Origin of the sequence: Polaribacter staleyi (genome assembly GCF_038024045.1) — a bacterium.
Classification (GTDB): Bacteria; Bacteroidota; Bacteroidia; order Flavobacteriales; family Flavobacteriaceae; genus Polaribacter; species Polaribacter butkevichii.
Map to the genome: position 1 here is coordinate 3,608,596 of NZ_CP150665.1, position 24,279 is coordinate 3,632,874.

Sequence of the window (24,279 nt, forward strand, 5' to 3'; positions counted from 1 at the left end):
ATATTAAGCCATGCAAAGTTTTAGAACAGAAATAGAAAATCCAATTGTGGAAAGAGATATTATTGAGTTAGCAGATAAAATTGCTGCATTCAATAATCTACAAATAGATGAAGAAAAATTTAGAAGTTTACGTTTAGCTAGAGGAGTTTACGGTCAGCGTCAAGAAGGCGTTCAAATGATTCGTATTAAATTGCCTTATGGTAAAGTAATGAGCAATCAATTACGTAGAATTTCTGATGTTTCTGATGAATATTCTAGAGGTAGATTGCATATTACTACACGTCAAGATATTCAAATTCACTATGTAGATTTACAAAGAACTCCAGAATTGTGGGCAGAATTAGAAAAAGATGATGTTACTTTACGTGAGGCTTGTGGTAATGTTGTAAGAAACGTAACAGCGTCAGAAACTGCAGGTATAGATGTAGATGAACCTTTTGATGTTTCTCCGTATGCAGATGCTTTGTATAAATTCTTTTTACGTAACCCTATTTGTCAAGAAATGGGACGTAAATTTAAAGTGTCTTTTTCTTCTACGGATGAAGATACTGGTTTATCATATTTACACGATTTAGGTTTTATTGCTAAAATAGAAAACGGCGTAAGAGGTTTTAAAGTGATGGTTGCAGGAGGATTAGGTTCTCAACCAAGACATGCAGAAGAATTATATAGTTTTTTACCGGCAGATAAAATCATTCCAGTAATGGAAGGAGTTCTAAGAGTTTTTGATCGTTATGGCGAGCGTAAAAGTAGAGCCAAAGCAAGAATGAAATTCTTACTAAAAGATATTGGTTTAGATGCTTTTAAAAACTTAATTGAAGAAGAACAAAAAGCAATTGAGTTTAAAACGGTTGCTATAGATGCTGATGCTTATGTTGCATCAACACCTGTTTCTGTAAAAGCACCAGAAGTAGTAATTAAAGATCAAGAAGCTTTTGATTTATGGAAATCAACAAACATTATTCCGCAAAAACAAGCAGGATATGTGGCAATCGGAATTAAAGTTTTATTAGGAGATTTTTATACAGACAAAGCACGATTGTTAGCAGATTTAGTAGATAGATATGCTGCTAGAGAAATTCGTTTAACTTTGCGTCAGAATATTGTAATCCCTTTTGTAAAGGAAGATTTAGTACCATTTTTCTATCAAGAATTAGAAAAATTAGGTTTTGTAGAGGCAGGTTATAACAAAGCAGTAGATATTACAGCGTGTCCAGGAACGGATACTTGTAATTTAGGTATTGCAAGTAGTACAGGTATTGCCGAAGAGTTAGAAAAAGTAATTGCAGCAGAATATCCTCAATATTTAAAAAGAGAAGATCTTGTTATAAAGATTAGTGGTTGTATGAATGCTTGTGGACAACACAATATGGCAAATATAGGTTTTCAAGGAATGACAGTAAGAACGCCAGATAAATTGGTAGCGCCAGCGTTACAAGTTTTATTAGGTGGTGGAAACTTAGGAAACGGAAATGCATTATTTGCAGATAAGGTAGTAAAAGTACCAAGTAAAAGAGGACCAGAAGCATTGCGTAGAATTTTTAACGATTTTGAAGCAAATGCTAATGGAAAATCATTTGTAGAGTATTATAAAGTAACAGGAGAACGTTATTTTTATGATTTATTAAACGATTTACAAGATGTAACTAATTTAACTCAAGAAGATTTTATCGATTGGGGAGAAGAAGAAAAATACGTAAAAGAAATTGGTATAGGAGAGTGTGCAGGAGTAGTAATTGATTTAATTGCAACGTTATTTTTTGAAAGTGACGAAAAAATTGAAAATGCTAAAGAAGCTTTTGAAAATAAAGTGTATTCTGGCGCTATATACTACGCGTATCAATCTATTGTAAATTCTGCAAAGGCCTCATTATTAGCTGCAGATAAGAAAACAAATACCCATGCAGGTATAGTATCTCAATTTGATGAAGAGTTTGTTTCTACAGAAAAAATAGATTTAGGGTCTACTTTTGCCGAATTGATATATCAAATCAATAAATTTGCGCCAACAGCAGAGTTTGCTGAGAAGTATATAAATGATGCAAATACGTTTTTACAAAAAGTAAGAGCTTTTAGAAATGCAGAAACAGCAATTGCATAATAAGCAATAAAGGAATAAGATGAGTATTAAAACACCAAAGTTAACCGTTGTAGGCGCAGGCCCTGGAGACGTAGATTTAATCACAGTAAAAGCCATTAAGGTTTTAAAAACTGCTGATGTAGTATTATATGATGCTTTGGTAAATGAAGAACTCTTAGCGTATATAAATCCGGAGGCAGAACAAATTTTTGTAGGTAAACGAAGAGGGTGTTACACGTATCAACAAGAACAAATTAATGAGTTAATTGTTGCACGTGCAAAAGCTAGCGGACATGTGGTTCGTTTAAAAGGTGGAGATCCTTTTATATTTGGTAGAGGTGCAGAAGAAATGGAGTATGCAGCTAATTTAGGTTTAGAGGTTGCAGTTGTTCCTGGTATTTCATCATCGTTGGCAGTGCCAGCATATCAAAATATACCTTTAACAAAACGAGGAAGTGCAGAAAGTTTTTGGGTAATTACAGGAACCACTAAAGATCATAAAATATCTAATGATATTGAGTTGGCTGCAAAGTCTAACGCAACTATTGTTGTTTTAATGGGAATGAGTAAATTGCCTCAAATAGTAAAATTATTTCAGGCAGAAGGTAAAAATAATTTACCTGTAGCAATTATTCAAAGAGGAACTACTTCTAGAGAAAAAGTAGGAATAGGAACCGTAGATACAATCGAAAAAATTGTTGCAGATAATGAATTGAAAAATCCGGCAATTATTGTGTTAGGAGAAGTTGTAAAACATAGAGACCTGTTAAATAAAGTTAGAGAAAAAGAGGCTTTAAATAGGTTGCTATAATAATTAATAAAGGTGAAGGAAAAGGTTAACAGATCTATAAGGGTTACAAAATATGTAGTCTATAAAGAAACTTCCTTTAATTATAAAGAAGGCTTTTGGTCTTTTATAGGGGCTTTTTTTGGGATAGGATTAATTGCATTTATACAATCGTTTTATTTATCTGATGTAGAAAATGTGTTTTTAATTGGTTCGTTTGGGGCTTCTTGTGTTTTAATATACGGAGCAGTGCAAAGCCCTTTGGCACAACCAAGAAATTTAATAGGCGGTCATGTATTATCTGCCTTTGTAGGTGTAACAGTATATAATTTAGTGCCAAACATTATTTGGATTGCGGCTCCATTAGCAGTTTCACTTTCAATTATTGTAATGCAGTGTACAAAAACGTTACATCCACCTGGTGGAGCAACAGCATTAATAGTAATTATTGGTACAGAAAAAATTAAATCATTAAGTTATATGTACGTTCTGTCGCCAGTATTAACAGGAACACTTATTTTATTTTTAGTAGCTCTTGTTGCTAATAATATGAATAAAAATAGAGTTTATCCTTCTAGCGGAAAGTACGTAAACGGGGTAAGAAAAAGAATATTAAAAATTGGAAGCTAAATTAAATGACGATAGAAAGAAATAATTTATATCCTATTTTTTTAAAAACAAAAAACCTACAAGTATTAATTATTGGAGGAGGTTTTGTGGCAGAAGAAAAATTAAGTTTCTTGTTAAAATCGAGTCCAGATGCAAATGTAACCATGGTTTCGCCTATGTTTAGAGAAGGAACCAAAATTTTAGCAGCCAAAGGAAACGTAAAATTTATCAACGAAAAATATCATAAACGTTACTTAAAAGGAAAACATATTGTTGTAGCAACAACAGATATTCCTACAGTAAATGAAAAGGTTTATAAACATTGTAGAAAGCGAAGTATTTTGGTAAATGTTGCCGATAACCCACCTTATTGCGATTTTTATATGGGAGGAATTGTTACCAAAGGAAATGTAAAAGTAGCTATTTCTACCAACGGAAAATCGCCAACAACAGCCAAAAGATTACGTCAGTTTTTTGAGGATGTAATTCCAGAAAATGTAGACGATTTGGTAAAGAATTTAAACGAATTTAGAAAAACAATAAAGGGAGATTTCGAACAAAAAGTGGAAACACTCAACGAATTTACTAAAGGATTAATAGAGAAAAAAGAATCTTAAGATGATTACAACAGATATACTAATTATTGGAGCAGGACCAACAGGATTATTTACCGTTTTTGAAGCAGGTTTATTAAAATTAAAATGTCATTTAATTGATGCATTACCACAACCAGGTGGGCAATGTTCTGAGATTTATCCAAAGAAACCTATTTATGATATTCCAGCATATCCAGAGATTTTAGCAGGAGATTTAACGCATAAATTAATAGAACAAACAAAACAATTTGAACCTGGTTTTACATTAGGTGAAAGAGCCGAAACTATTGATAAACAAGAAGACGGAACTTTTATTGTTACGACCAATAAAGGAACAAAACATCATGCTAAAATTGTAGCAATTGCAGGTGGTTTAGGGTCTTTTGAACCAAGAAAACCATTAATACCTAATATTGCAGATTTTGAAGATAAAGGGGTAGAGTATATTATTAAAGAACCAGAATTATATAGAGATAAAAAAGTAGTGATTTCTGGAGGTGGAGATTCTGCTTTAGATTGGGCAATTTTCTTATCGGATGTTGCTTCAGAAGTAACTTTAATTCACCGAAGAAACGAGTTTAGAGGCGCTTTAGATTCTGTAGAAAAAGTACAAGAATTAAAGGATTTAGGAAAAATTAGAATGATAACTCCTGCTGAGGTAAAAGGAATTGTAGGTACAGATAAAGTAACAGGCGTAGCTGTAGAGAAAAAAGGAGAAGATGCCTTTATTATAGATACAGATCATTTTATTCCTTTATTTGGGTTGTCTCCTAAATTAGGTCCTATTGCAAATTGGGGATTAGAAATTGAAAAAAATGCAATTAAAGTAAACAACGCATTAGATTACCAAACCAATATACCAGGAATTTATGCGATTGGTGATGTAAACACCTATCCAGGAAAATTAAAGTTGATTTTATGTGGTTTCCACGAAGCAACATTAATGTGTCAAAGTGCTTACAAACGTATTTTTCCGAATAAAAAGTATGTAATGAAATACACAACAGTAGGTGGAGTAGATGGTTTTGATGGAACAAGAAAAGAAGCGCCAAAGGCTGTTGTAAAAGCTATAGAGTAATTAAAGTTTTACACGCTGTAAGGTTTTAAAAGTCTTGCAGTGTGTAAAAAAGGTTTTCAGAATTTAAATCCTTTTTAGTTATCACTAATTTTTGTTTGGTTTACGTAACTTTGCAGAAAGAATATTTAAAATAAAAGAGTAGATGCAAGACATCAATATAAAAATAACTGATAGAAATGGTGTAACGCATGATGTTGTTGCGCCTACAGATATGGCAATGAATCTTATGGAAGTGGTTCGTTCTTACGAATTAGCAGAAGAGGGTACTATTGGTATTTGTGGTGGAATGGCTATGTGTGCTTCTTGCCAGTGTTACGTAAATTCAGATCATGAATTGCCAGAAATGACAGATGATGAAGATGCTATGTTAGCAGAAGCATTTAATGTAGAAGACAATAGTAGATTAGGCTGTCAGATACAAATGACACCAGAAATGGAAGGATTGGAAGTTACATTAGCTCCAGAAATTTAAGGGCTAAGAATGAAGCAAACAGAAGAAAAAATTGTGTTTAAAGATTACAGCATGTGTTTAAGAGATGCTGTAGAAACGTTTACCAAAGATATTATCAATAATTTATTTGATGCAAATCATTTGGCTGAAAAAGGTGCGCAAACAAAACATAGATTTCTAAAGATTTTAGAGCGATTATCTATAGAAAACGGAGAGCGTATTTGGGATACTTTCGAAAATTCTTTTGTAGAAATTAGACAAAGATTAGATTTAGACGCAATTGCTGCAGAAAAAAATGATCCTGCTGCAAAAAGTTTAGAAGAAGTGTATTTAGCGTATCCAGGTTTTTATGCCATTGCAGTACATCGTTTAAGTCACCAATTATTAAAACAAGAAGTACCGGTATTACCAAGAATGATGAGTGAGTTTGCTCATAGTACAACAGGTACAGACATTCATCCAGGTGCAGAAATAGGAGATTCGTTCTTTATAGATCATGCAACAGGTATTGTTATTGGAGAAACAACGCATATTAAAGAAAATGTTCAGATTTTTCAAGGAGTAACTTTAGGTGGTATCCAGGTTAAGAAGAGTTTAGCATCCACCAAAAGACATCCAACCATAGAAAGTGGTGTTGTTATTTACGCAAATGCAACTATTTTAGGAGGAGATGTTGTTATTGGTAAGAATTCTGTTATTGGAGCAAATGTTTGCATTACAGAATCGGTTGTAGAAAATTCTGTAGTTACAGTAGAATCGGAAAATAATATTTTTCAAAAAAGAAAGTAAGATGAAGACTAAAAGTATCATAGATTTTGTTGGAAATACACCACTTGTAGAAGCTAGAAATATCTTTAAAAAAGAAGGTGTTACTTTATTATTAAAACTAGAAGGGAACAACCCAGGTGGAAGTGTTAAAGATAGAGCTGCTTATTATATGATTTCTGAAGCAATAAAAAGAAAAAATATAAAGAAAGGAGATACTTTAGTAGAAGCAACAAGTGGAAACACGGGTATTGCATTGGCTTTAATGGCAAAGGTTTTAGGTGTAAATATGGTTATTACCATGCCAGAAAATTCTACCAAAGAAAGAGTACAAACTATGCGTGCTTACGGAGCAAAAGTAATTTTAACTCCAGCAGATAAAGGTATTGAAGGAGCAATTGACTATGCTCTAAAGTTAAAGTATAAGAAAGGATATTTTCGTTTAAATCAGTTTGATAATTTTGATAATCCAAAGGCGCATTACAATACAACAGGGCCAGAAATTTGGAGAGATACAGAAGGAGAAGTAACTCATTTTGTGTCTGCTATGGGAACTACCGGAACCATTACAGGTGTTTCTGATTATTTAAAAGAACAAAACAAAAATATTACCATTATTGGTGTACAGCCAAAAGATGGTGCAAAAATTCCTGGAATTAGAAAATGGCCACAAGAATATTTGCCCGCCATTTTTAAACCTAAAAAAATAGATCAAGTATTAGAGGTTAGTGAAGAAGAAGCTATAGAAGCAACACATCGTTTAGCAGAAGAAGAAGGCATTTTTGCAGGAATGAGTAGTGGTGGTGCGGTTGCAACGGCATTAAAAGTAGCAAATTCAATAGATAAAGGTGTAGTTGTTGCAATTATTTGCGATAGAGGAGATCGTTATTTATCATCAACTTTATTCGAAAAAGAGTAGATTTTACAAATAGATTCTGCAAATAAAAAAATATTCCTTTTATTTGCAGTTCAGTTCATAAACTTATTGATACGTTATCACGAAAGGCAGAGGGATTAGACCCGCTGAAGCCTTGGCAACCTCTCATATCTTGAGAAAGGTGCTACATTCTACTTTTAGTTTTTAAAAATTAAAAGACAGATAACAGCGAAAAAATTACCTTTCCTGATGACATATTGATAAAAATATCAAAAAATGTCAAATATATACAAAGCTTTACAAGAACGAATTTTAGTGTTAGATGGTGCCATGGGAACCATGCTACAAGCTTATAAATTTACTGAAGAAGATTTTAGAGGAGAACGCTTTAAAGACTATCCAACACCTTTACAAGGAAATAACGACTTGCTGTCTATTACGCAACCAGAAGCAATAAAAACCATTCATGGTAAGTATTTTGAAGCTGGTGCAGATATTGTAGAAACTAATACTTTTTCTGGAACTACCATAGCAATGGCAGATTATCAGATGGAAGATTTGGTATATGAATTAAATTATCAATCTGCAAAAATAGCCAAAGAAGTAGCAGATGCATTTACAGCAAAAGAGCCGCACAAACCACGTTTTGTAGCAGGTTCCATTGGGCCAACGAATAGAACTGCTAGTATGTCTCCAGATGTAAATGACCCAGGTTACCGAGCGGTTACTTTTGATGAGTTAAGAATTGCTTACAAACAACAAACAGAAGCTTTGTTAGATGGTGGCGCAGATTTGTTATTAGTAGAAACTGTATTTGATACATTAAATGCAAAAGCAGCTTTATTTGCCATAGAACAAGTAAAAGAAGAAAGATATATAGAGGTTCCAATTATGCTGAGTGGTACCATTACAGACGCTTCTGGTAGAACGTTATCTGGTCAAACAGCAGAAGCATTTTTAATATCGGTTTCTCATATTCCATTATTATCTGTAGGATTTAATTGTGCTTTAGGAGCCAATTTATTGCAACCTCATTTACAAGCAATCGCAAATAAAACAGATTTTGCTATTTCAGCACATCCAAATGCTGGTTTACCAAATGCTTTTGGAGAATATGATGAAACTCCTGAAGAAATGGGCGAACAAATAGAAGAGTATTTAAAGAAAGATTTAATTAATATTATTGGTGGTTGTTGTGGTACATCACCAGAACATATTAGAGTGATTGCAAATATTGCAGCAAAATATAAACCTAGAGTAGTAGGTGGTTTGTAATTTAAATTAAAGTGGTACTAGAAGTAGCAATTTTAAATATAAAAGAAGGATTGTCTAAAGACTTTGAAGCGGCTTTTAAGCAAGCGGAAAAGATTATTAGTACTCAGAAAGGATATGTTTCTCATCAGTTAAAAAAATGTGTTGAGCAAGAAAATAAATTTATCTTACTCGTAAACTGGGAAACAATTGAAGATCACGAAGACGGTTTTAGAAAATCTAACGAATATCAAAAATGGAAAGAGTTATTACATCATTTTTATAAACCTTTTCCAACAGTAGAACATTATATATGAAAGTGAAACAAACAAAATACATGAAATTGTCTGGTTTAGAACCTTTAGTTCTAAATGAAAGTAGCAATTTTATAAACGTAGGAGAACGTACAAATGTAGCCGGTTCTCGTAAGTTTTTAAGATTGATAAAAAATGAACAATTTGATGAAGCGTTGGATATTGCAAGACACCAAGTAGATGGTGGTGCGCAAATTATCGATATCAATTTTGATGACGGTTTAATTGATGGGAAAGAGGCAATGGTTCGTTTTTTAAACTTAATTGCAGCAGAACCAGATATTTGTAGAGTGCCAATTATGATTGATAGTTCTAAATGGGAAATCATAGAAGCAGGTTTGCAAGTTGTACAAGGTAAATGTGTTGTAAATTCGATATCACTTAAAGAAGGAAAAGAAAAATTTGTTTGGGAGGCAAAACAAATAAAACGTTACGGAGCAGCCGTAATTGTAATGGCTTTTGATGCAGAAGGACAGGCAGATAATTATGAACGTAGAATAGAAATTGCTAAAAAATCGTACGATATTTTAGTAGACGAAGTAGGTTTTCCTAGCGAAGATATCATTTTCGATTTAAATATATTTCCGGTTGCAACAGGGATGGATGAGCACAGACGAAATGCCATCGATTTTATAGAAGCAACACGTTGGGTAAGAGAGAATTTACCCAATGCAAGTGTAAGTGGTGGTGTGAGTAACGTGTCTTTTTCTTTTAGAGGAAATGATGGAGTACGAGAAGCAATGCATTCTGTTTTCTTGTATTATGCTATTCAGGCGGGTATGAATATAGGTATTGTAAACCCTGCACTTTTAGAAGTGTATGATAACATTCCTAAAGATTTATTAGAACGTGTAGAAGATGTAATTCTTGATAGAAGAGAAGATGCCACTGAGCGTTTGTTAGATTTTGCTGAAACAGTAAAAGGATCTAAAGTAGAAAAAACGGTTGATTTATCTTGGAGAGAAAACCCTTTACAAGATAGAATTACACATGCTTTAGTAAAAGGTATTGATGCTTTTATTATTGAAGATATAGAAACCGCAAGACAAGAAGCAGAAAAACCAATTGATGTTATAGAAGGGCATTTAATGATTGGTATGAATGTGGTTGGTGATTTATTTGGAGCAGGAAAAATGTTTTTGCCACAAGTAGTAAAATCTGCTCGTGTAATGAAAAAAGCAGTAGGATATTTAAATCCGTTTATAGAAGCAGAAAAAGGAGACAAGCAAGAGCCGGTTGGTAAAATATTAATGGCCACTGTAAAAGGTGATGTGCATGATATTGGTAAAAATATTGTAAGTGTTGTTTTGGCGTGTAATAACTACGAAATTGTAGATTTAGGAGTAATGGTTCCGCCAGAAAAAATTATAGAAATGGCCATTAGCGAACGTGTTGATGCTATTGGTTTGTCTGGTTTAATTACGCCTTCGTTAGATGAAATGGTGTATTTAGCAAAAGAAATGCAACGTCAAAATTTTGTTTTACCGTTGTTAATTGGAGGTGCAACAACCTCTAAAGCACACACGGCAGTTAAGATTGATACACAATATAGCAATGCGGTTGTACATGTAAATGATGCTTCTAGAGCAGTAACGGTAGTGGGAGATTTGTTAAATAAGAAATCGAGCCATTTATATACTGCGAAGTTAAAGAAAGATTATGATGAGTTTAGAACTAAGTTTTTAAAACGAGGTAAAGAAAAATCTTATATTTCTATAACAGAAGCACGTAAGAGAAAGTATAAAATTGATTGGGAAACTTCAGAAATTGTAAAACCTAGAGAATTAGGTATTCAGGTTTTAAAACAATTAAGTTTAAAAGAATTATTACCATTTATAGATTGGAGTCCGTTTTTTAGAAGTTGGGATTTGCATGGTAAATTTCCAGATATTTTAACAGATAAAGTTGTTGGAGAGCAGGCTACCATTATGTATACCGAAGCCCAAGAAATGATTAAAGAAATCATTGCAAAACAATTGTTAAAACCTAAAGGAATTTTTGGGTTGTTTGAGGCAAATTCTATAAATGATGATGATATTTCTATTCAGAAAAAAGGAGAGGAAATAGCAATCTTTAGAACCTTACGTCAACAATTAAAGAAAAGGGAAGGGATTCCAAATCATGCTTTGGCAGATTTTGTTGCCCCAAAAGAAACTGGTAAAACAGATTATATGGGGGCCTTTTGTGTGGGTATTTTTGGTGCACAAGAATTAGCAGAAAGCTATAGAGCAAAAGAAGACGATTATAACGCAATTATGGCACAAGCCATAGCAGATCGTTTTGCAGAAGCCATGGCAGAATATTTACATAAGCAAGTAAGAACCAAACATTGGGGATATGATATTGATGAAGGTTTAACAAATGACGATTTAATAAAAGAAAGTTATAAAGGAATTAGACCTGCACCAGGATATCCTGCTTGCCCAGATCATTTAGAAAAAGAAACGATTTGGGAGCTATTAAAAGTAGAAGAAAATATTGGTGTTACTTTAACAGAAAGTATGGCAATGTGGCCTGGGGCTGCTGTTTCTGGTTATTATTTTGCCAATAAAGAATCTAAGTATTTTGGTTTGGGTAAAATTACAGATGATCAGGTAACAGATTATTTTACAAGAAAAGGAATTACAAAAGAAAAGGCTAGAAAATGGTTACACCCTATTTTAGCAGAAGAATAAAGTTAGTTCTTCTTTTAATAGATAAAGTATGAGTTTTATAGAGTTACATTTAGGCAGTTATGTTATTTCTCATGGTTATGATAAAAATAATAAAGAGATAATGACGCATGTTGTTGCAGAGAAATTTGGAAAGAAATTAATAGCAACATCACGAATTAAATCTTTAAGCGAAAAATATATCTTAACGGATTATGTAGATGGAAGATGGATATATTGGGAGTATAAAGAAGATTTTGAAGATGTGAAAAAGCTACTAAATAGGTAGCGTTAGCGATTGAAACGGCATCCTTTTTTTGTTTAAAAAAAGATATAGCCTTTCGGCTCCGCTCAAGATAAATTACAAGCGCGACCCTTGTGGTAACGCCCAAAAAATGAATAAAACATTAAATTAACAATTTGTTACATTTAAATCAATAAATAATACAATAGGAAAGTACATTTTTGCGGAAAATTTAAGAAATGAAAAGATATAGAATAGAATTAAAATTCCTTCTACAGTTTTTATTGTTATCGTTTTCTGCATTAGTTGTTGCTTACTTCTATTAAATACTGAAATAAATTCAGCTTAAATGAAAGTTACAGATCACATTAAAAATGCAAACGGAAAAACGTTATTTTCTTTTGAAGTAATTCCGCCACAAAAAGGAAAAAATATTCAAGATTTATATAACAATATAGATCCTTTAATGGAATTTAAACCACCTTTTATAGACGTAACCACGTCGAGAGAAGAGTACGTGTATTTAGATAAAGGAAACGGACTTTTAGATAAGAGAATTACAAGAATGCGTCCTGGTACTGTGGGTATTTGTGCTTCTATTATGCACAAGTATCAGGTAGATGCTATTCCGCATTTATTATGTGGAGGTTTTACAAAAGAAGAAACAGAGTATGTTTTGGTAGATTGTCATTATTTAGGATTGGATAATGTAATGGCGTTGCGTGGCGATTCTATGAAAGATGAGCCGTATTTTAAACCTGTAAAAGGAGGAAATGCTTTTGCAACAGAATTGGTAGGTCAAATTGCAAACTTAAATAGAGGGCAATATTTACATGATGATGTGCTTGTAGAACATTATTCTGATTTTTGTATTGGTGTTGCTGGGTATCCAGAAAAGCACATGGAAGCGCCTTCTTTAATATCAGATTTAAGACGTTTAAAAGAAAAAGTAGATGCAGGTGCAGATTATGTGGTAACGCAAATGTTTTTTGATAATAACAAATATTTCGAGTTTGTAAAAGCAGCAAGAGAAATGGGGATTAACGTTCCTATTATTCCGGGTATTAAACCTTTAGCGGTTAAAAGGCATTTACAAGTTTTACCACAAGTTTTTAAAATAGATTTACCACAAGATTTAATAGACGCTGTAGATGGTTGTAAGGATAATAAAGCGGTAAGACAGGTTGGTATTGAGTTTGCAATACAACAATCTAAAGAATTATTAGCAGCAGGAGTGCCCGTTTTACATTATTATTCTATGGGTAAAAGTGATAATATACAGGCAATTGCGTCAGAATTATTTTAAAAAACAGCAATTGTTTTTCTTTTAAAAAAGAAAATATTAAAATAAGAATTCATTAAAAAAAAAGGCATGTATTAGTCGCTTTTTTAATGAATTTTTTATTTTTAAGATAAGTACTATTTATAGACAAATAAGAAAAAGTAATTTTTTTGAAAACAAGAAAGTAAATAAAATGATTACTTTTGTAACTCAAAACAGAAATAACAATTTAAAAATATAAAAATGGCATTAGAAATAACAGACGCAAACTTTGACGAATTAGTATTAAAATCTGATAAACCAGTATTGGTAGATTTTTGGGCAGCTTGGTGTGGACCATGTAGAATGGTAGGGCCAATTGTTGATGAAATTCATGCTGAGTACGAAGGAAAAGCTATTGTAGGTAAAGTTGATGTTGATGCTAACCAAGAATTTGCAGCAAAATACGGAGTACGTAACATACCAACTGTTTTAATCTTTAAAAACGGAGAAGTTGTAGATAAGCAAGTTGGTGTTGCGCCTAAAAATGTATATACAGGTAAAATTGATGCGGCTATATAATAAGTAGTATTCATTTTTTTATAAGATAAAGGTTTGGCTAAGGTCAAACCTTTTTTTATTTTAGGTGTTTGGTTATTGAGAAATATATTCTTGATACAAAATTTATCATTTCTTTAAAATTTACTTTAACTGACAACTAGGTATTGTTTCTTAAAATTATTATTAATGAAGTTTAACGTATATATATTGGCTTTTTTATTTATTTTTTCTTGTACTGATAAACAAGAGGGAATTAAACTAGAAAAAGGAATTTCTTTAGAATTGGCAACCTATAGAAAGCAACAAATAACGGATGTTGTTTATGATTTGCATTTTAAAATTCCGAATGAAAAAAAGGATCCAATTTCTTCTAGATTAAAAATTAATTTTACCGTTAATGATTTAAAGAACGATGTTGTTTTAGATTTTAATGAAGCCGTTTCTAATTTAAAATCGATTAAAGTTAACGGAGAGGTATCTGTAATAAATCACCAAAAAGAACACCTTATCGTTGATAAAAAAGGATTGAGCTTAGGTGAAAATACTGTAGAAGTATTTTTTAATGCAGGAGAAAAATCATTGAATAGAAATGACGAGTTTTTGTATACATTATTGGTTCCGGATAGAGCGAGTACCTTGTTTCCTTGTTTTGATCAACCAGATATAAAAGCCAACTATAATTTAAGAATTACTGCACCAAAAGATTGGCAAGTATTAGCGGGAGGTTTTGAAGAAAGTAGTTTAGAATTAGATGGTTTTATAGAGCATACATTTGCTACTACAGATTTAATGAGTAGCTATTTATTTTCTTTTGTAGCAGGTAAATTTATAGCAACCACTAAAAACCCCGGAGCGTTTGATATGCGCTTTTTATACAGAGAAACAAACGCAGAAAAGATTGTAGAAAGTGTAGATGAGGTATTTAAAATACATCAAAATGCCATTGATTTTTTAGAGGACTATACAGGTGTTAAGTTTCCGTTTCAAAAAATGGACTTTGCTGCAATTCCGCCTTTTCAATATGGAGGAATGGAACATGTAGGTGCAATTCAGTATAGACAATCATCATTATTCTTAGATAAAAACGCAACGCAGAATAGTAAGTTAAAAAGAGCAAAGTTAATTGCTCACGAAACTTCGCACATGTGGTTTGGAGATTTGGTAACCATGAAATGGTTTAATGATGTTTGGATGAAAGAGGTGTTTGCTAACTTTATGGCCGATAAAATTATGAATCCTGTTTTTCCGGAAGTCAATCATCAATTAAACTTTATGATGTCTCACTATCCAAGTGCATATTCAGAAGACAGAACAAAAGGAACAAATGCGATTCGTCAGTATTTAGGAAACTTAAAAAATGCAGGTTCTTTATATGGAAGAATTATTTATAACAAAGCACCCATTATGATGCGTCAGTTAGAATATTTGTTAGGCGAAGATGCTTTTAAAGAAGGAATGCAAGAATATATAAGAACCTATGCAAACTCAAATGCAGATTGGAATGAGTTGGTTTCTATTTTAAATGAAAAATCTATAGGAAACATTAAAAATTGGAGTGATGTTTGGGTGAATTCATCTGGAAGACCCGTTTTTTATGAAGAAATTGAATTGAATGAAAAAGGAAACGTAACAAAGTTTATCATTCACCAAAAGGCAGAAGATGGTTCTAATAAAGTATGGACACAATCTTTTAAAATTAAGTTGATAGATCAAAGAGGCTATGAGAAGTTTATCAATATTAAAAATATGGGTGAGTCTTTTGATATTTCTACTGCAGTAAAAGATTTTAAACCAGGGCAGGTTTTATACAATACAAACGGATTTGGTTATGGTGTTTTTCCTATTTATAAAGATGAGGTAGTTGCTTATAAAGATATCAATGATGCAGTTTCTAGAGGTTCTCAGTTTATTAATTTATATGAAAATATGTTAATTGGTAAGATTACTCCACTAGAAACGTATCAGGTTTATTTATCTACATTAAAAGAAGAAACAAACGAGTTAATTACCAATTATTTGTCTGGTAGCATTCAAACTATTTTCTGGACATTTTTAACGGATGCTCAAAAAAATGAAATTCAACAAAAAACAGAAAAAGAAGTTTTAAAATTATTAGAAAGTAATGCTTCTAAAAATATAAAAAGAACTCTTTTTGGTTTGTATCAATCTATTGCTGTTTCTGAAGAAGGAAAAGAAAGTTTATATCAAATTTGGAACCAAGATAAGAAGATAGAAAACCTAACCTTAAATGAGGATGATTTTACTGCACTATCTATGAAGTTGGCGATTTTTAAGCACTCTAAATCTTCTGAAGTTTTAGAAGAACAACAAACTAGAATATCAAACAAAGACAGATTAGAACGTTTTAAATGGTTGTTGCCTTCCCTTTCTGGTGATGAAAAGGTGAGAGATCATTTTATGGAATCACTTTTATTAAAAGAAAATAGAGAAAAAGAATCTTGGGTACAAACGGCATTGGCTAATTTGCATCATCCATTAAGGCAAAAAGAAGCTATAAAACATTTAAAAGCTATTTTAGATAAGTTAGAAGAAGTACAACTAACAGGTGATATTTTCTTTCCTAAAGGATGGTTGGCTAGCTCAATTGGATTATATTCTTCTAAGGAAGCAAATGCTTTATTAAATCAGTTTTTAGAGAAGCATTCAGATTACAATCCTATTTTATTGATGAAGTTATTGCAAACAACGGATAATTTAACGAGAGCTCAAAATATTAAAAAGTAGTATGAATTTATCCGAAGTTAAATCATCTGAAATTAAAAATCTAGATTTGTTGGCAAAACAAGTGGTAGAGGGTTTTGTAACCGGAATTCATAAAAGTCCGTTTCATGGTTTTTCTGTGGAGTTTTCTGAGCATAAATTATATAATAAAGGAGAAAGTACCCGACATATAGATTGGAAATTATTTGCAAAGACAGAAAAGTTATATACCAAAAAGTACGAAGAAGAAACCAATTTACGATGCCATATCATTATAGATAATTCTGCATCTATGCATTATCCCATTGTAAAAAAGCAAACCATAGATACTTTAAATAAAGTTGGTTTTTCTGCAATAGCCGCTGCGTCTTTAATGGAAATTTTAAAAAGACAAAGAGATGCTGTGGGTTTAAGTATTTATGCTGATACGTATGAGTATTACGCTTCAGAAAAAGGAAGTGAGCGCCATAGAAAGATGTTATTGCACCAATTAGAGCAATTGTTAGTTTCAGATTCTAAAACAGCTACAGAAACCTATAAGTATTTACATGAAATTGCAGAGAAGATGCACAGACGTTCTTTGATTTTTGTCTTTACAGATATGTTTCAGCCTAGTAAAGACAATGAAGCACTTTTTGAAGCTTTAAAACACCTTAAATATAACAAACATGAGGTTATTTTGTTTCATACCTATGATGGAGAAACAGAATACAACTTCAATTTTGATAATGTTCCTAAAAAGTTTATAGATGTTGAAACAGGAGAGGAGATTAATGTTTATGCCGAAAATGTTAGAGAAAATTACAAGGAATTAATTGGTGCTTATTTTAATGAGTTGAAAAATAAATGTTTACAGTATAAAATTGATTATGTACCTGTTGATATTCATAAAGGGTATAATGCAGTTTTGACAGCATATTTAATTAGTAGAAAAAAAAATAAATAATTTTTCTCATTTTTTTGTTGTGTATCTAAAAATAGGTTGTATATTTGCAACCGCTAAAAGCAACGGTCTGGTAGTTCAGCTGGTTAGAATACCTGCCTGTCACGCAGGGGGTCGCGGGTTCGAGTCCCGTCCAGACCGCAAAAAGCACTTCATTTATGAGGTGCTTTTTTTGTTTTAGGTGGTTTTCTTTGTGCTTTTTAAACTTTGCTTGGATCAATACAAAAAAGAGGGTCTTTTAAACAGTCTCTTTATTTTTAAAATAATATGTTATATTATTTAACAAACTTTAAAGTCCCTTTGTCTGTTGATAAAATATATAATCCAGATTTTAAAGTTTCAACTTTAATTTCATTAGAAATAGTACCGTTTAAAACTTGTTGCCCCAACATATTATAAATTGAAAATTCACCTTCAATATTATCTTTTATAACAAGGGCACTTTTAGATACATTGTAAAAAGAAGATGTAAGTTTGAAATCTTTTGTTGATGCTGTTCCTCCTACTACTTTCCAGCTATAATCAAATATGTTGTCTCCAGTATTACCAAAATTCTTTGATGTTGTTGTTCTTATTTGTAAAATAGCAGAAGATACCGCTTCTGTAGGTGTTAATGAAACAGTAACCTGTCCTGAAGCAGTTGTAATTGCAACAGAAGTTTCATTAGCAGTATCAGCAAAAGAAGAGCCTTTTAACATTTTAACGATAACATTATTTGTACTTGAAACGTCTTGACCTGAATAATCAATAATAAAATCATACTTGGTTCCAACTTGAAGTGTGGCATTATTTGTAACTTTAAAGTCAGCAAGAGCTTGACCATTAATTGAAACTATTGTAACAACTTGTTGAGTGAAAGTAAAAGTACTGCTCAATAATAAAAGTAATAAAGTAATTTTTTTCATAATTTATAGGTTTTAAATATTTATACATGAAAATTAAATATTTTTAGTGTGTTTTACTTGAAAGAAGACTAGATAATAACTTGACAAATAGCTGTAGTTTAGTTAATTAAGTTCTAGTTTTTCTAGTGGAAGTCTTTAGTTATTGCAGTTAGAGCTATTTTTTTACTATTTTAGTGTAAACGTTTTTAAAAGATAGATTACTAAGTTTAGATATTTAATATCAGTGTTTTTATCTTTTAAATAGATGCGTTAAAAGAAGATAATATAGTGACAGAAGTACTGTAGAGGTTCATAGATCCGTGCACAAATTTTTTATAGTTAAAATAGTTTTTACCTTCTTTTATTCCATTGCCCTAAACATATTAATGTGCTAATCCCTAATAGAAACCAGTTCTTAGGGGATTTACAAGAGAACACGAAACAGCAGCGGCACCTTGTTCTGTCCCGTTGTGCCCATACGTAGAGTAGAAGTTAATAGGGTAAATTCTCACTTGTGTTGTTAGGGGCATATAGGTTTTTTAACGTAAAGGAGTCGTAATTTTTATTTTAGGACTTAAATCAATTGTAATATTAGATTTTGCTCTTTTATTGTTTTTTTCAAATATATAATTTCCGTTTTCGCTTAACTCTGCAGTTAATGTTTTGACGAATTGTTATTTGCTATTAAAGAAAAAACGCTCAAACTATTTGTAGTTGTTTTTATACGATCTTCTGCCAAAGCAATTTGAACACCAGATAAAGATTCTTTGGTTTCAGAGTTAATTGCATTTCCTTTAATTAGTTGTGCAGATAATTTATTTTCATTTTATTTAATAAAGAGGAGGGGATGAAGTTCGTCTTCTAGGTTTCTTTATAAAAAAGATTCGGATATTTAATAAGAATATTTGTTTGATGTATTTGTCAAAAAATATTCTTCTTCAAAATTATAGAAAATAAAAGGACCACTTATTTTTAAGAACTTGATTTAAACTTGACTATTTTAAATTTTAGTTTTATTCTTTTTTTAGAATTTAAATGTAAAAATCTAATTGAAATTAAGAATAGTCTTGTAAGATGGACTTGTTTTAAGAAATCGCTAGAGATGAAAGAAGTTAATATGGTCTTTTTAAAGTGAATATTAAAGATTGCCTATTTTTTAGGTTAAATTATTGTTAATTAGTTTTTTATGGCTGTTTTTAAAAGGTGTTTCTATTTTGTAATTAAGATTAAATAAAGTAAAAAAAAATGTATGTAAAGTTTAAGTCAAGTGAGGAAACTGGATATTTGTTAATATAATTACAATATTTGACTATGATAATTTAAAATTCGATAAAAAAATGAAGTTAAATTTACGAAATAGCAATTACAAGCAAATCTTTATTACGGCATTGCTTTTGCTCAGTTTCAGTTTTACAAATGCGCAAACAGTTACCGTAAAGGGGACGGTTAAAGCAGATGGCGATACATTACCAGGTGCTAGTGTAATCGTTAAAGGGTCTAATGTTGGGCTAAGCACCGAAATGGATGGTTCATTTCTGATTAAAGCTAAGGTTGGAGATGTGTTAGTATTTAGTTATTTAGGATACAAAACTAAAGAAGTCGTTATTAAACCTGGCAGTAGCAATATTATAAATGTAGAGTTACTGCCTAAGGCGGACATTTTAGATGAAATTGTAATTGTGGGATATGGGTCACAGAAAAAAAAGGAGGTTACAGGTGCCGTTGCTAATATTAAATCGGATGTTATTGCGCTAGCTCCAGTATCTGATGTAGGGGAATCTCTACAAGGAGTTGTTGCTGGTGTAAATGTACAAGCTTCTAGTGGACGACCAGGTGAAGGTGCTAATATTCAAATAAGGGGTGTTGGTTCGTTAACAGGTAAATTAGAGCCTTTATATGTAGTAGATGGGGTTCCTTATGAATCTAACCCGAATATAGCTCCTGATCAAGTAGAAAGTTTAGACATTCTTAAAGATGGTGCAGCAGCATCTATTTATGGTGTAAGAGCGTCAAATGGTGTTGTTTTAATAACAACAAAAAGAGGTAAGCCTGGTAATTTTGCAGTAAACCTATCAACATTTACTGGAATTCAGAATATTACTTCTGGAACTCCTTTAATGAATACACAACAACAATTATTTGCAGATTTTTCTGTTGATAATGTGTTAAACGCTGGTAACCTTCCGGGGTATTTTATTACAACCCCAGAGTTGTTAGATAATGATACAAATTTTGTTAAAGATGTACAAAACAACAATGCTTTAATTAGAAATTACGATTTAGGTATTACTGGCGGAAGTAAAGAACTAAGTTTAAGTTTTACAACAAGTTTTAATGACCAGGATGGTGTTTTAATTAAATCTGGATTTAATAGATTAAGTTCTAGATTAACGGCACAATTTAACAAAGGGAAATTTAAAGCATTTGCTACCGTCGGTTTAACGGAAGAAAATAGACAACAAGAACCTTATGCTTTATATGAATACAGTATCGGTCAGAACCCTTGGCAGATTCCATTAGGTGATTTAGATATTAGTGATGATAACATAGTTAATGTTCCTGTAGATAACACTATTTACTTTGGGTATTTGGCTAAACAATTGCAAAATGTTGATGACAGAAAAGTTAAATCGTCTAACATTGCTGTGAATTTACAATATGAAATTGCAAAAGGACTTTCGTATAAAATTAGTTTAAGTAATAATAAATATGATTACAAAAGAAAATTCTTTAGACCTTCTTATTTTATTTATGGTTTAGATGGCGAACTAAATGCAACAGCTTCAACTCTTGAAGCACAACTTACAGAAGATTATACATCTTCAGATAGAAGAGTACTTGAAAACATGTTAAGTTATGATGTAGAGTTTGGTAAGCATAAATTAAATACTGTAGTAGTATCTTCTTATGAGGAGTTTAATTCTAAACAATTTTCTTTTGGAGGTATTGGGTTTCCAACAAATGATACGCAAGAAGTAGGACAAGCTTTTTCTGCAACATCTCCAAGTAGTTTTGTAAACAAGTACACATTATCTGGTTTATTAGGAAGAGTACAATATAGTTTTGATGAACGCTACTTATTATCTTTAAGTATCCGTAGAGACGGTTCTTCTAAATTTGGTGAAGATAATAGGTATGCTAGTTTTCCTGCAGTTTCTGTAGGTTGGAATATTTCTGAGGAAGGATTTTTTAAAGATGCTGCGATTGCAAATTCAGTAAATAGTTTAAAAATTAGAGCAAGTTATGCAGAGTTAGGTAACCAAGATGTACCAGCTTTTACTTCAGCAACACAAATAGAAACAGGTGTAAATTATTTATTTGGATCAACTGAAACTTTAAATTCAGGTTTAATACAAAGAAGGTATTCTAACCCAGATTTAAAATGGGAAACAAGTACTTCTATAAATTTAGGTATAGATTTAGCAATGTTTAATAACAAGTTAACGCTTACGGGTGATGTTTATAGAAATAATAAAAAAGATATGTTATTACCATTTCAAACACCACCCTCTGGAGGAACAACAGCTCCAGGTGCAGAAACTACTTATAATCCTATAATTATTAATGCAGGTGAAATGACCAATGAAGGTATTGAACTAGCTTTAGGGTATAGAAATAAGTTTAAAAATGGATTGAAATATAATATTACATCAACATTTACAAAAAACATTAATAATATTGTTAATTTAAACGGTATTGAACGTGGTTATCCAAATGGTAGACCAACATTTTCTTTAGGAAGTAGTATCGATGAAACTACTTTTTTTGCTGTAGGTCATGAAGCAGGTGCTTTCTTTTTGTTAAAAAATGAAGGAGTAATTAAAACCGACGAGGAATTGCTTGAATATCAAAAAATAAATCCATCTGCAAAAAAAGGAGATATGAGATATGCTGATATACCGGGTACTTCTGCTGGTATTGATGAAGATGACAGAGTATATGCCGGTTCTGGTCAAGCAGAATTTGAAGCAGGTTTAAATTTTGATTTATCCTATAAAAACTTCGATTTAACGGTTCAATCTTATCTTTCTTATGGAGCAGAAATTTTTAATGGTTCTCGTTTCTTTGCCTATACTCAAGGTAGACATTTAGAACAATTTTCACAATGGTCTCCACAAAACCCAGATTCTAATGTACCTAGTTATAGAAATAGTGAGGCTACAGAAAGTATAAGAGCAAGATCTGATTATTGGTTAGAAGATGGAACTTATTTAAGAATTCGTAACATTACTTTAGGGTACACTTTACCTCAAGAATTAATGGATAAACTTAAAATTAGTAGTGTTAGGTTATATGTAACAGGATTCAATCCGTTTACGTTTACAAACTACACTGGTTATGACCCAGAAGTTGGGGGTAATGGAATCAGTACCAGAGGTGTTGATAGAGGGAATTACCCTGTAGCTAGAAGATTTGTTCTAGGAGCTAAAATTAAATTTTAATAATTAATTAAGAAAAAAAATGATACAATTTATAAAAAAATACAAAGTATTGTTCATTGCAATTATTGCATGCGTCACTTTGTCTCTCTCAAGTTGTAATGAGAATAATTTTTTGGATGTTGATAATCCAAACTCTATTACAGATGCTACTTTTTTTAAAACAAGTACCCAATTTAATAGCGCACTAACAACAGTTTATGGAGCTTTACAATTTCAAGGTGTTAGTGGTAGCGGATTATCTCAAGAAATTATTAGAACAGATATTGCGGATACCTTTTCTTTTTTTGGAAGATGGAATATCTTTAGACAATTAAGTTATACCGATAATAGCGAGCAATTAGTTAATAAATGGAACCAATTATATATCGGTATTTTTAGAGCCAATCAAGTAATTAATAATATTGAAGCAGCGGATGCTTCTATTTTTAAACCTTTAGAAAAAGAACAAATTTTAGCACAAGCTAGATTTTTACGAGCTTTTTTCTACTTTGAATTAATACATACTTATGGTAAAGCTGTTATTCGTACAGAAAATTCTGTAACTGATTTAAATAAAGCTACAAGTACAATTGCAGAAGTAAATGAACAAGTAATTATTCCAGATTTAAATTATGCAAGATTAAATTTACCTGCAAAATGGAGTAATAGTGAAGACTTAGGAAGAATTACTTCTGGAGCTGCAACTTCATTAAGAGGAAAAGTATATTTATATGCTAAACAATGGGGGCTTGCTGCAATTGATTTTAAAGAGGTAATAGATTCTAATATATATTCGTTAACTCCAAATTCTTTAGATAATTTTACAGATCAAAACGAGTTTAACTCAGAATCTATCTTAGAAGTAGCTTATAGTTCTACAGAAAATCCTGGAGCCAATGGGGCAAATGTAGATGATACTCCATTTGCTTCCGGAGCAGAATCTAATGCTGTAGCTTCTAATTATGCCTCTATTAGTTATGGTGGTTTTAATACAGTAGTTGCCAATTTGTATTTACATGAACTATTTACAAAAGATGAAATTGATCCAACAAACCCAATTAATACAACTAATAAGCATTCTAGAAGACTTTCTGCTTCTATTTGTCCGAAAGATTTTGAAGGTACTTATTTTGGTGTAGATAATACTGATGCAAAGGTGCATGCCTACAGAGGTTTAGGATTAACTGCATTAGTTAAAAAATATACCAATTGGTATCAAGGTTCATCAGAAATACCTTTAGGACGTAGTGGAATTAATTTTAGACACATTCGTTTAGCTGATGTTTATTTAATGTATGCAGAGGCTGTTTTAAATGAAACTTCTAATGTTGACGAAGCAATAAAATATATTGACTTAGTAAGAAAAAGAGCTGGTGTTAAAACAATTAGACAGTATTTAGATGCAAATTCAAATACGTTTCCACAACTTCATATTAGTGAACAAGTTCATGGAGTACAACCAATGGTTAGTCCTACTAAAGAGAATATAATGACACACATTCAAATGGTAGAAAGACCTCTAGAGCTTTGTTTTGAAGGTCAAAGATGGAGAGATTTAGTCCGTTGGGGAATTGTTGAAAAGACTTTAAAAACAATGGGTGATGATTTAAAATGGAGAAGAGATAATTTTGAAGTTATTATAAACCAACCACCTCTAAATATAGAAGGGGCTGTAAACTTACTTTCTCTAGACGGTATAGATAGATATAAATCTAGCATTTATGATTATTTTTATCTTCCAGCAGCTGAAGTACAATCAAATACTGGATTGTAATGAATTATTTT

Annotated in this window: 19 protein-coding genes, 1 tRNA gene and 1 riboswitch; of the genes, 19 read left to right on the forward strand and 1 reads right to left on the reverse strand. The window is 31.7% G+C overall.

The window, feature by feature from the left end; genetic code table 11:
• Positions 1-10 precede the first annotated feature (10 nt).
• From WHD07_RS14995 to WHD07_RS15075, 17 genes are all read left to right on the forward strand, one after another.
• Positions 11-2,101 carry a HEPN domain-containing protein gene (locus tag WHD07_RS14995; protein WP_105050347.1) on the forward strand — a complete coding sequence of 697 codons (2,091 nt, stop codon included), beginning with the start codon at positions 11-13 and terminating at the stop codon, positions 2,099-2,101.
• A 19-nt stretch (positions 2,102-2,120) separates the two neighbouring features.
• Positions 2,121-2,891 (forward strand): uroporphyrinogen-III C-methyltransferase, encoded by a 771-nt coding sequence (gene cobA / locus WHD07_RS15000; protein ID WP_105050348.1) that lies wholly within the window; start codon positions 2,121-2,123, stop codon positions 2,889-2,891.
• A gap of 12 nt (positions 2,892-2,903) precedes the next feature.
• Positions 2,904-3,497, forward strand: a complete 594-nt coding sequence (locus tag WHD07_RS15005; protein ID WP_343329050.1) for an HPP family protein — start codon at positions 2,904-2,906, stop codon at positions 3,495-3,497.
• A gap of 11 nt (positions 3,498-3,508) precedes the next feature.
• Entirely contained in the window at positions 3,509-4,093 is a 585-nt protein-coding gene (locus WHD07_RS15010; RefSeq protein WP_343331016.1) for a bifunctional precorrin-2 dehydrogenase/sirohydrochlorin ferrochelatase, read from the forward strand.
• Between the two features lies 1 nt (position 4,094).
• Positions 4,095-5,150, forward strand: a complete 1,056-nt coding sequence (locus WHD07_RS15015; RefSeq protein ID WP_343329051.1) for an NAD(P)/FAD-dependent oxidoreductase — start codon at positions 4,095-4,097, stop codon at positions 5,148-5,150.
• Between the two features lie 142 nt (positions 5,151-5,292).
• On the forward strand, positions 5,293-5,622 hold the full coding sequence (locus WHD07_RS15020; protein WP_105050351.1) for a 2Fe-2S iron-sulfur cluster-binding protein: 330 nt from the start codon (positions 5,293-5,295) through the stop codon (positions 5,620-5,622).
• Between the two features lie 9 nt (positions 5,623-5,631).
• Positions 5,632-6,390, forward strand: a complete 759-nt coding sequence (gene epsC, locus WHD07_RS15025) for a serine O-acetyltransferase EpsC (protein ID WP_343329052.1) — start codon at positions 5,632-5,634, stop codon at positions 6,388-6,390.
• A 1-nt stretch (position 6,391) separates the two neighbouring features.
• On the forward strand, positions 6,392-7,285 hold the full coding sequence (gene cysM, locus WHD07_RS15030) for a cysteine synthase CysM (RefSeq protein WP_211296751.1): 894 nt from the start codon (positions 6,392-6,394) through the stop codon (positions 7,283-7,285).
• Positions 7,286-7,356: 71 nt separating this feature from the next.
• A riboswitch (SAM riboswitch) is annotated at positions 7,357-7,472 on the forward strand.
• A 47-nt stretch (positions 7,473-7,519) separates the two neighbouring features.
• Positions 7,520-8,518, forward strand: a complete 999-nt coding sequence (locus tag WHD07_RS15035) for a homocysteine S-methyltransferase family protein (protein ID WP_343329053.1) — start codon at positions 7,520-7,522, stop codon at positions 8,516-8,518.
• An 11-nt stretch (positions 8,519-8,529) separates the two neighbouring features.
• Positions 8,530-8,811: an antibiotic biosynthesis monooxygenase gene (locus tag WHD07_RS15040; RefSeq protein ID WP_343329054.1), complete on the forward strand. Its 282-nt coding sequence runs from the start codon at positions 8,530-8,532 to the stop codon at positions 8,809-8,811.
• A complete protein-coding gene (metH, locus tag WHD07_RS15045; protein WP_343329055.1) occupies positions 8,808-11,483 on the forward strand; it encodes a methionine synthase in 2,676 nt (891 codons plus the stop codon). The genes WHD07_RS15040 and metH overlap by 4 nt, the downstream gene beginning before the upstream one ends.
• 28 nt (positions 11,484-11,511) lie before the next feature.
• Entirely contained in the window at positions 11,512-11,748 is a 237-nt protein-coding gene (locus WHD07_RS15050) for a hypothetical protein (RefSeq protein ID WP_105050357.1), read from the forward strand.
• A gap of 304 nt (positions 11,749-12,052) precedes the next feature.
• Positions 12,053-13,009, forward strand: coding sequence for a methylenetetrahydrofolate reductase [NAD(P)H] (metF, locus tag WHD07_RS15055; RefSeq protein ID WP_343329056.1), 957 nt, complete (start codon positions 12,053-12,055; stop codon positions 13,007-13,009).
• A 219-nt stretch (positions 13,010-13,228) separates the two neighbouring features.
• Positions 13,229-13,546 carry a thioredoxin gene (gene trxA / locus WHD07_RS15060; RefSeq protein WP_036823499.1) on the forward strand — a complete coding sequence of 106 codons (318 nt, stop codon included), beginning with the start codon at positions 13,229-13,231 and terminating at the stop codon, positions 13,544-13,546.
• Between the two features lie 165 nt (positions 13,547-13,711).
• Positions 13,712-16,270: a M1 family aminopeptidase gene (locus WHD07_RS15065; RefSeq protein WP_343329057.1), complete on the forward strand. Its 2,559-nt coding sequence runs from the start codon at positions 13,712-13,714 to the stop codon at positions 16,268-16,270.
• A 1-nt stretch (position 16,271) separates the two neighbouring features.
• Positions 16,272-17,192: a DUF58 domain-containing protein gene (locus WHD07_RS15070; RefSeq protein WP_343329058.1), complete on the forward strand. Its 921-nt coding sequence runs from the start codon at positions 16,272-16,274 to the stop codon at positions 17,190-17,192.
• A 64-nt stretch (positions 17,193-17,256) separates the two neighbouring features.
• A tRNA-Asp gene (locus WHD07_RS15075) sits at positions 17,257-17,330 on the forward strand.
• Positions 17,331-17,464: 134 nt separating this feature from the next.
• Here WHD07_RS15075 and WHD07_RS15080 read toward each other — a convergent pair.
• On the reverse strand, positions 17,465-18,094 hold the full coding sequence (locus tag WHD07_RS15080; protein ID WP_343329059.1) for a T9SS type A sorting domain-containing protein: 630 nt from the start codon (positions 18,092-18,094) through the stop codon (positions 17,465-17,467).
• 1,316 nt (positions 18,095-19,410) lie between these two features.
• Between WHD07_RS15080 and WHD07_RS15085 the strand changes: the two genes are divergently transcribed.
• Positions 19,411-22,515 carry a TonB-dependent receptor gene (locus WHD07_RS15085; RefSeq protein ID WP_343329060.1) on the forward strand — a complete coding sequence of 1,035 codons (3,105 nt, stop codon included), beginning with the start codon at positions 19,411-19,413 and terminating at the stop codon, positions 22,513-22,515.
• A 19-nt stretch (positions 22,516-22,534) separates the two neighbouring features.
• Positions 22,535-24,268 carry a RagB/SusD family nutrient uptake outer membrane protein gene (locus WHD07_RS15090; protein ID WP_343329061.1) on the forward strand — a complete coding sequence of 578 codons (1,734 nt, stop codon included), beginning with the start codon at positions 22,535-22,537 and terminating at the stop codon, positions 24,266-24,268.
• Positions 24,269-24,279: the final 11 nt, after the last annotated feature.

What these genes read in the sequence shown, in the direction of transcription:
- WHD07_RS15070 (WP_343329058.1), top strand. Translation starts at nt 16,272, where the DNA reads ATGAATTTATCCGAAGTTAAATCATCTGAAATTAAAAATCTAGATTTG.
- WHD07_RS15065 (WP_343329057.1), top strand. Translation starts at nt 13,712, where the DNA reads ATGAAGTTTAACGTATATATATTGGCTTTTTTATTTATTTTTTCTTGT.
- metH (WP_343329055.1), top strand. Translation starts at nt 8,808, where the DNA reads ATGAAAGTGAAACAAACAAAATACATGAAATTGTCTGGTTTAGAACCT.
- WHD07_RS15035 (WP_343329053.1), top strand. Translation starts at nt 7,520, where the DNA reads ATGTCAAATATATACAAAGCTTTACAAGAACGAATTTTAGTGTTAGAT.
- WHD07_RS15080 (WP_343329059.1), bottom strand. Translation starts at nt 18,094, where the DNA reads ATGAAAAAAATTACTTTATTACTTTTATTATTGAGCAGTACTTTTACT.
- epsC (WP_343329052.1), top strand. Translation starts at nt 5,632, where the DNA reads ATGAAGCAAACAGAAGAAAAAATTGTGTTTAAAGATTACAGCATGTGT.
- WHD07_RS15050 (WP_105050357.1), top strand. Translation starts at nt 11,512, where the DNA reads ATGAGTTTTATAGAGTTACATTTAGGCAGTTATGTTATTTCTCATGGT.
- metF (WP_343329056.1), top strand. Translation starts at nt 12,053, where the DNA reads ATGAAAGTTACAGATCACATTAAAAATGCAAACGGAAAAACGTTATTT.
- WHD07_RS14995 (WP_105050347.1), top strand. Translation starts at nt 11, where the DNA reads ATGCAAAGTTTTAGAACAGAAATAGAAAATCCAATTGTGGAAAGAGAT.
- WHD07_RS15090 (WP_343329061.1), top strand. Translation starts at nt 22,535, where the DNA reads ATGATACAATTTATAAAAAAATACAAAGTATTGTTCATTGCAATTATT.
- cobA (WP_105050348.1), top strand. Translation starts at nt 2,121, where the DNA reads ATGAGTATTAAAACACCAAAGTTAACCGTTGTAGGCGCAGGCCCTGGA.
- cysM (WP_211296751.1), top strand. Translation starts at nt 6,392, where the DNA reads ATGAAGACTAAAAGTATCATAGATTTTGTTGGAAATACACCACTTGTA.
- WHD07_RS15015 (WP_343329051.1), top strand. Translation starts at nt 4,095, where the DNA reads ATGATTACAACAGATATACTAATTATTGGAGCAGGACCAACAGGATTA.
- trxA (WP_036823499.1), top strand. Translation starts at nt 13,229, where the DNA reads ATGGCATTAGAAATAACAGACGCAAACTTTGACGAATTAGTATTAAAA.
- WHD07_RS15085 (WP_343329060.1), top strand. Translation starts at nt 19,411, where the DNA reads ATGAAGTTAAATTTACGAAATAGCAATTACAAGCAAATCTTTATTACG.
- WHD07_RS15020 (WP_105050351.1), top strand. Translation starts at nt 5,293, where the DNA reads ATGCAAGACATCAATATAAAAATAACTGATAGAAATGGTGTAACGCAT.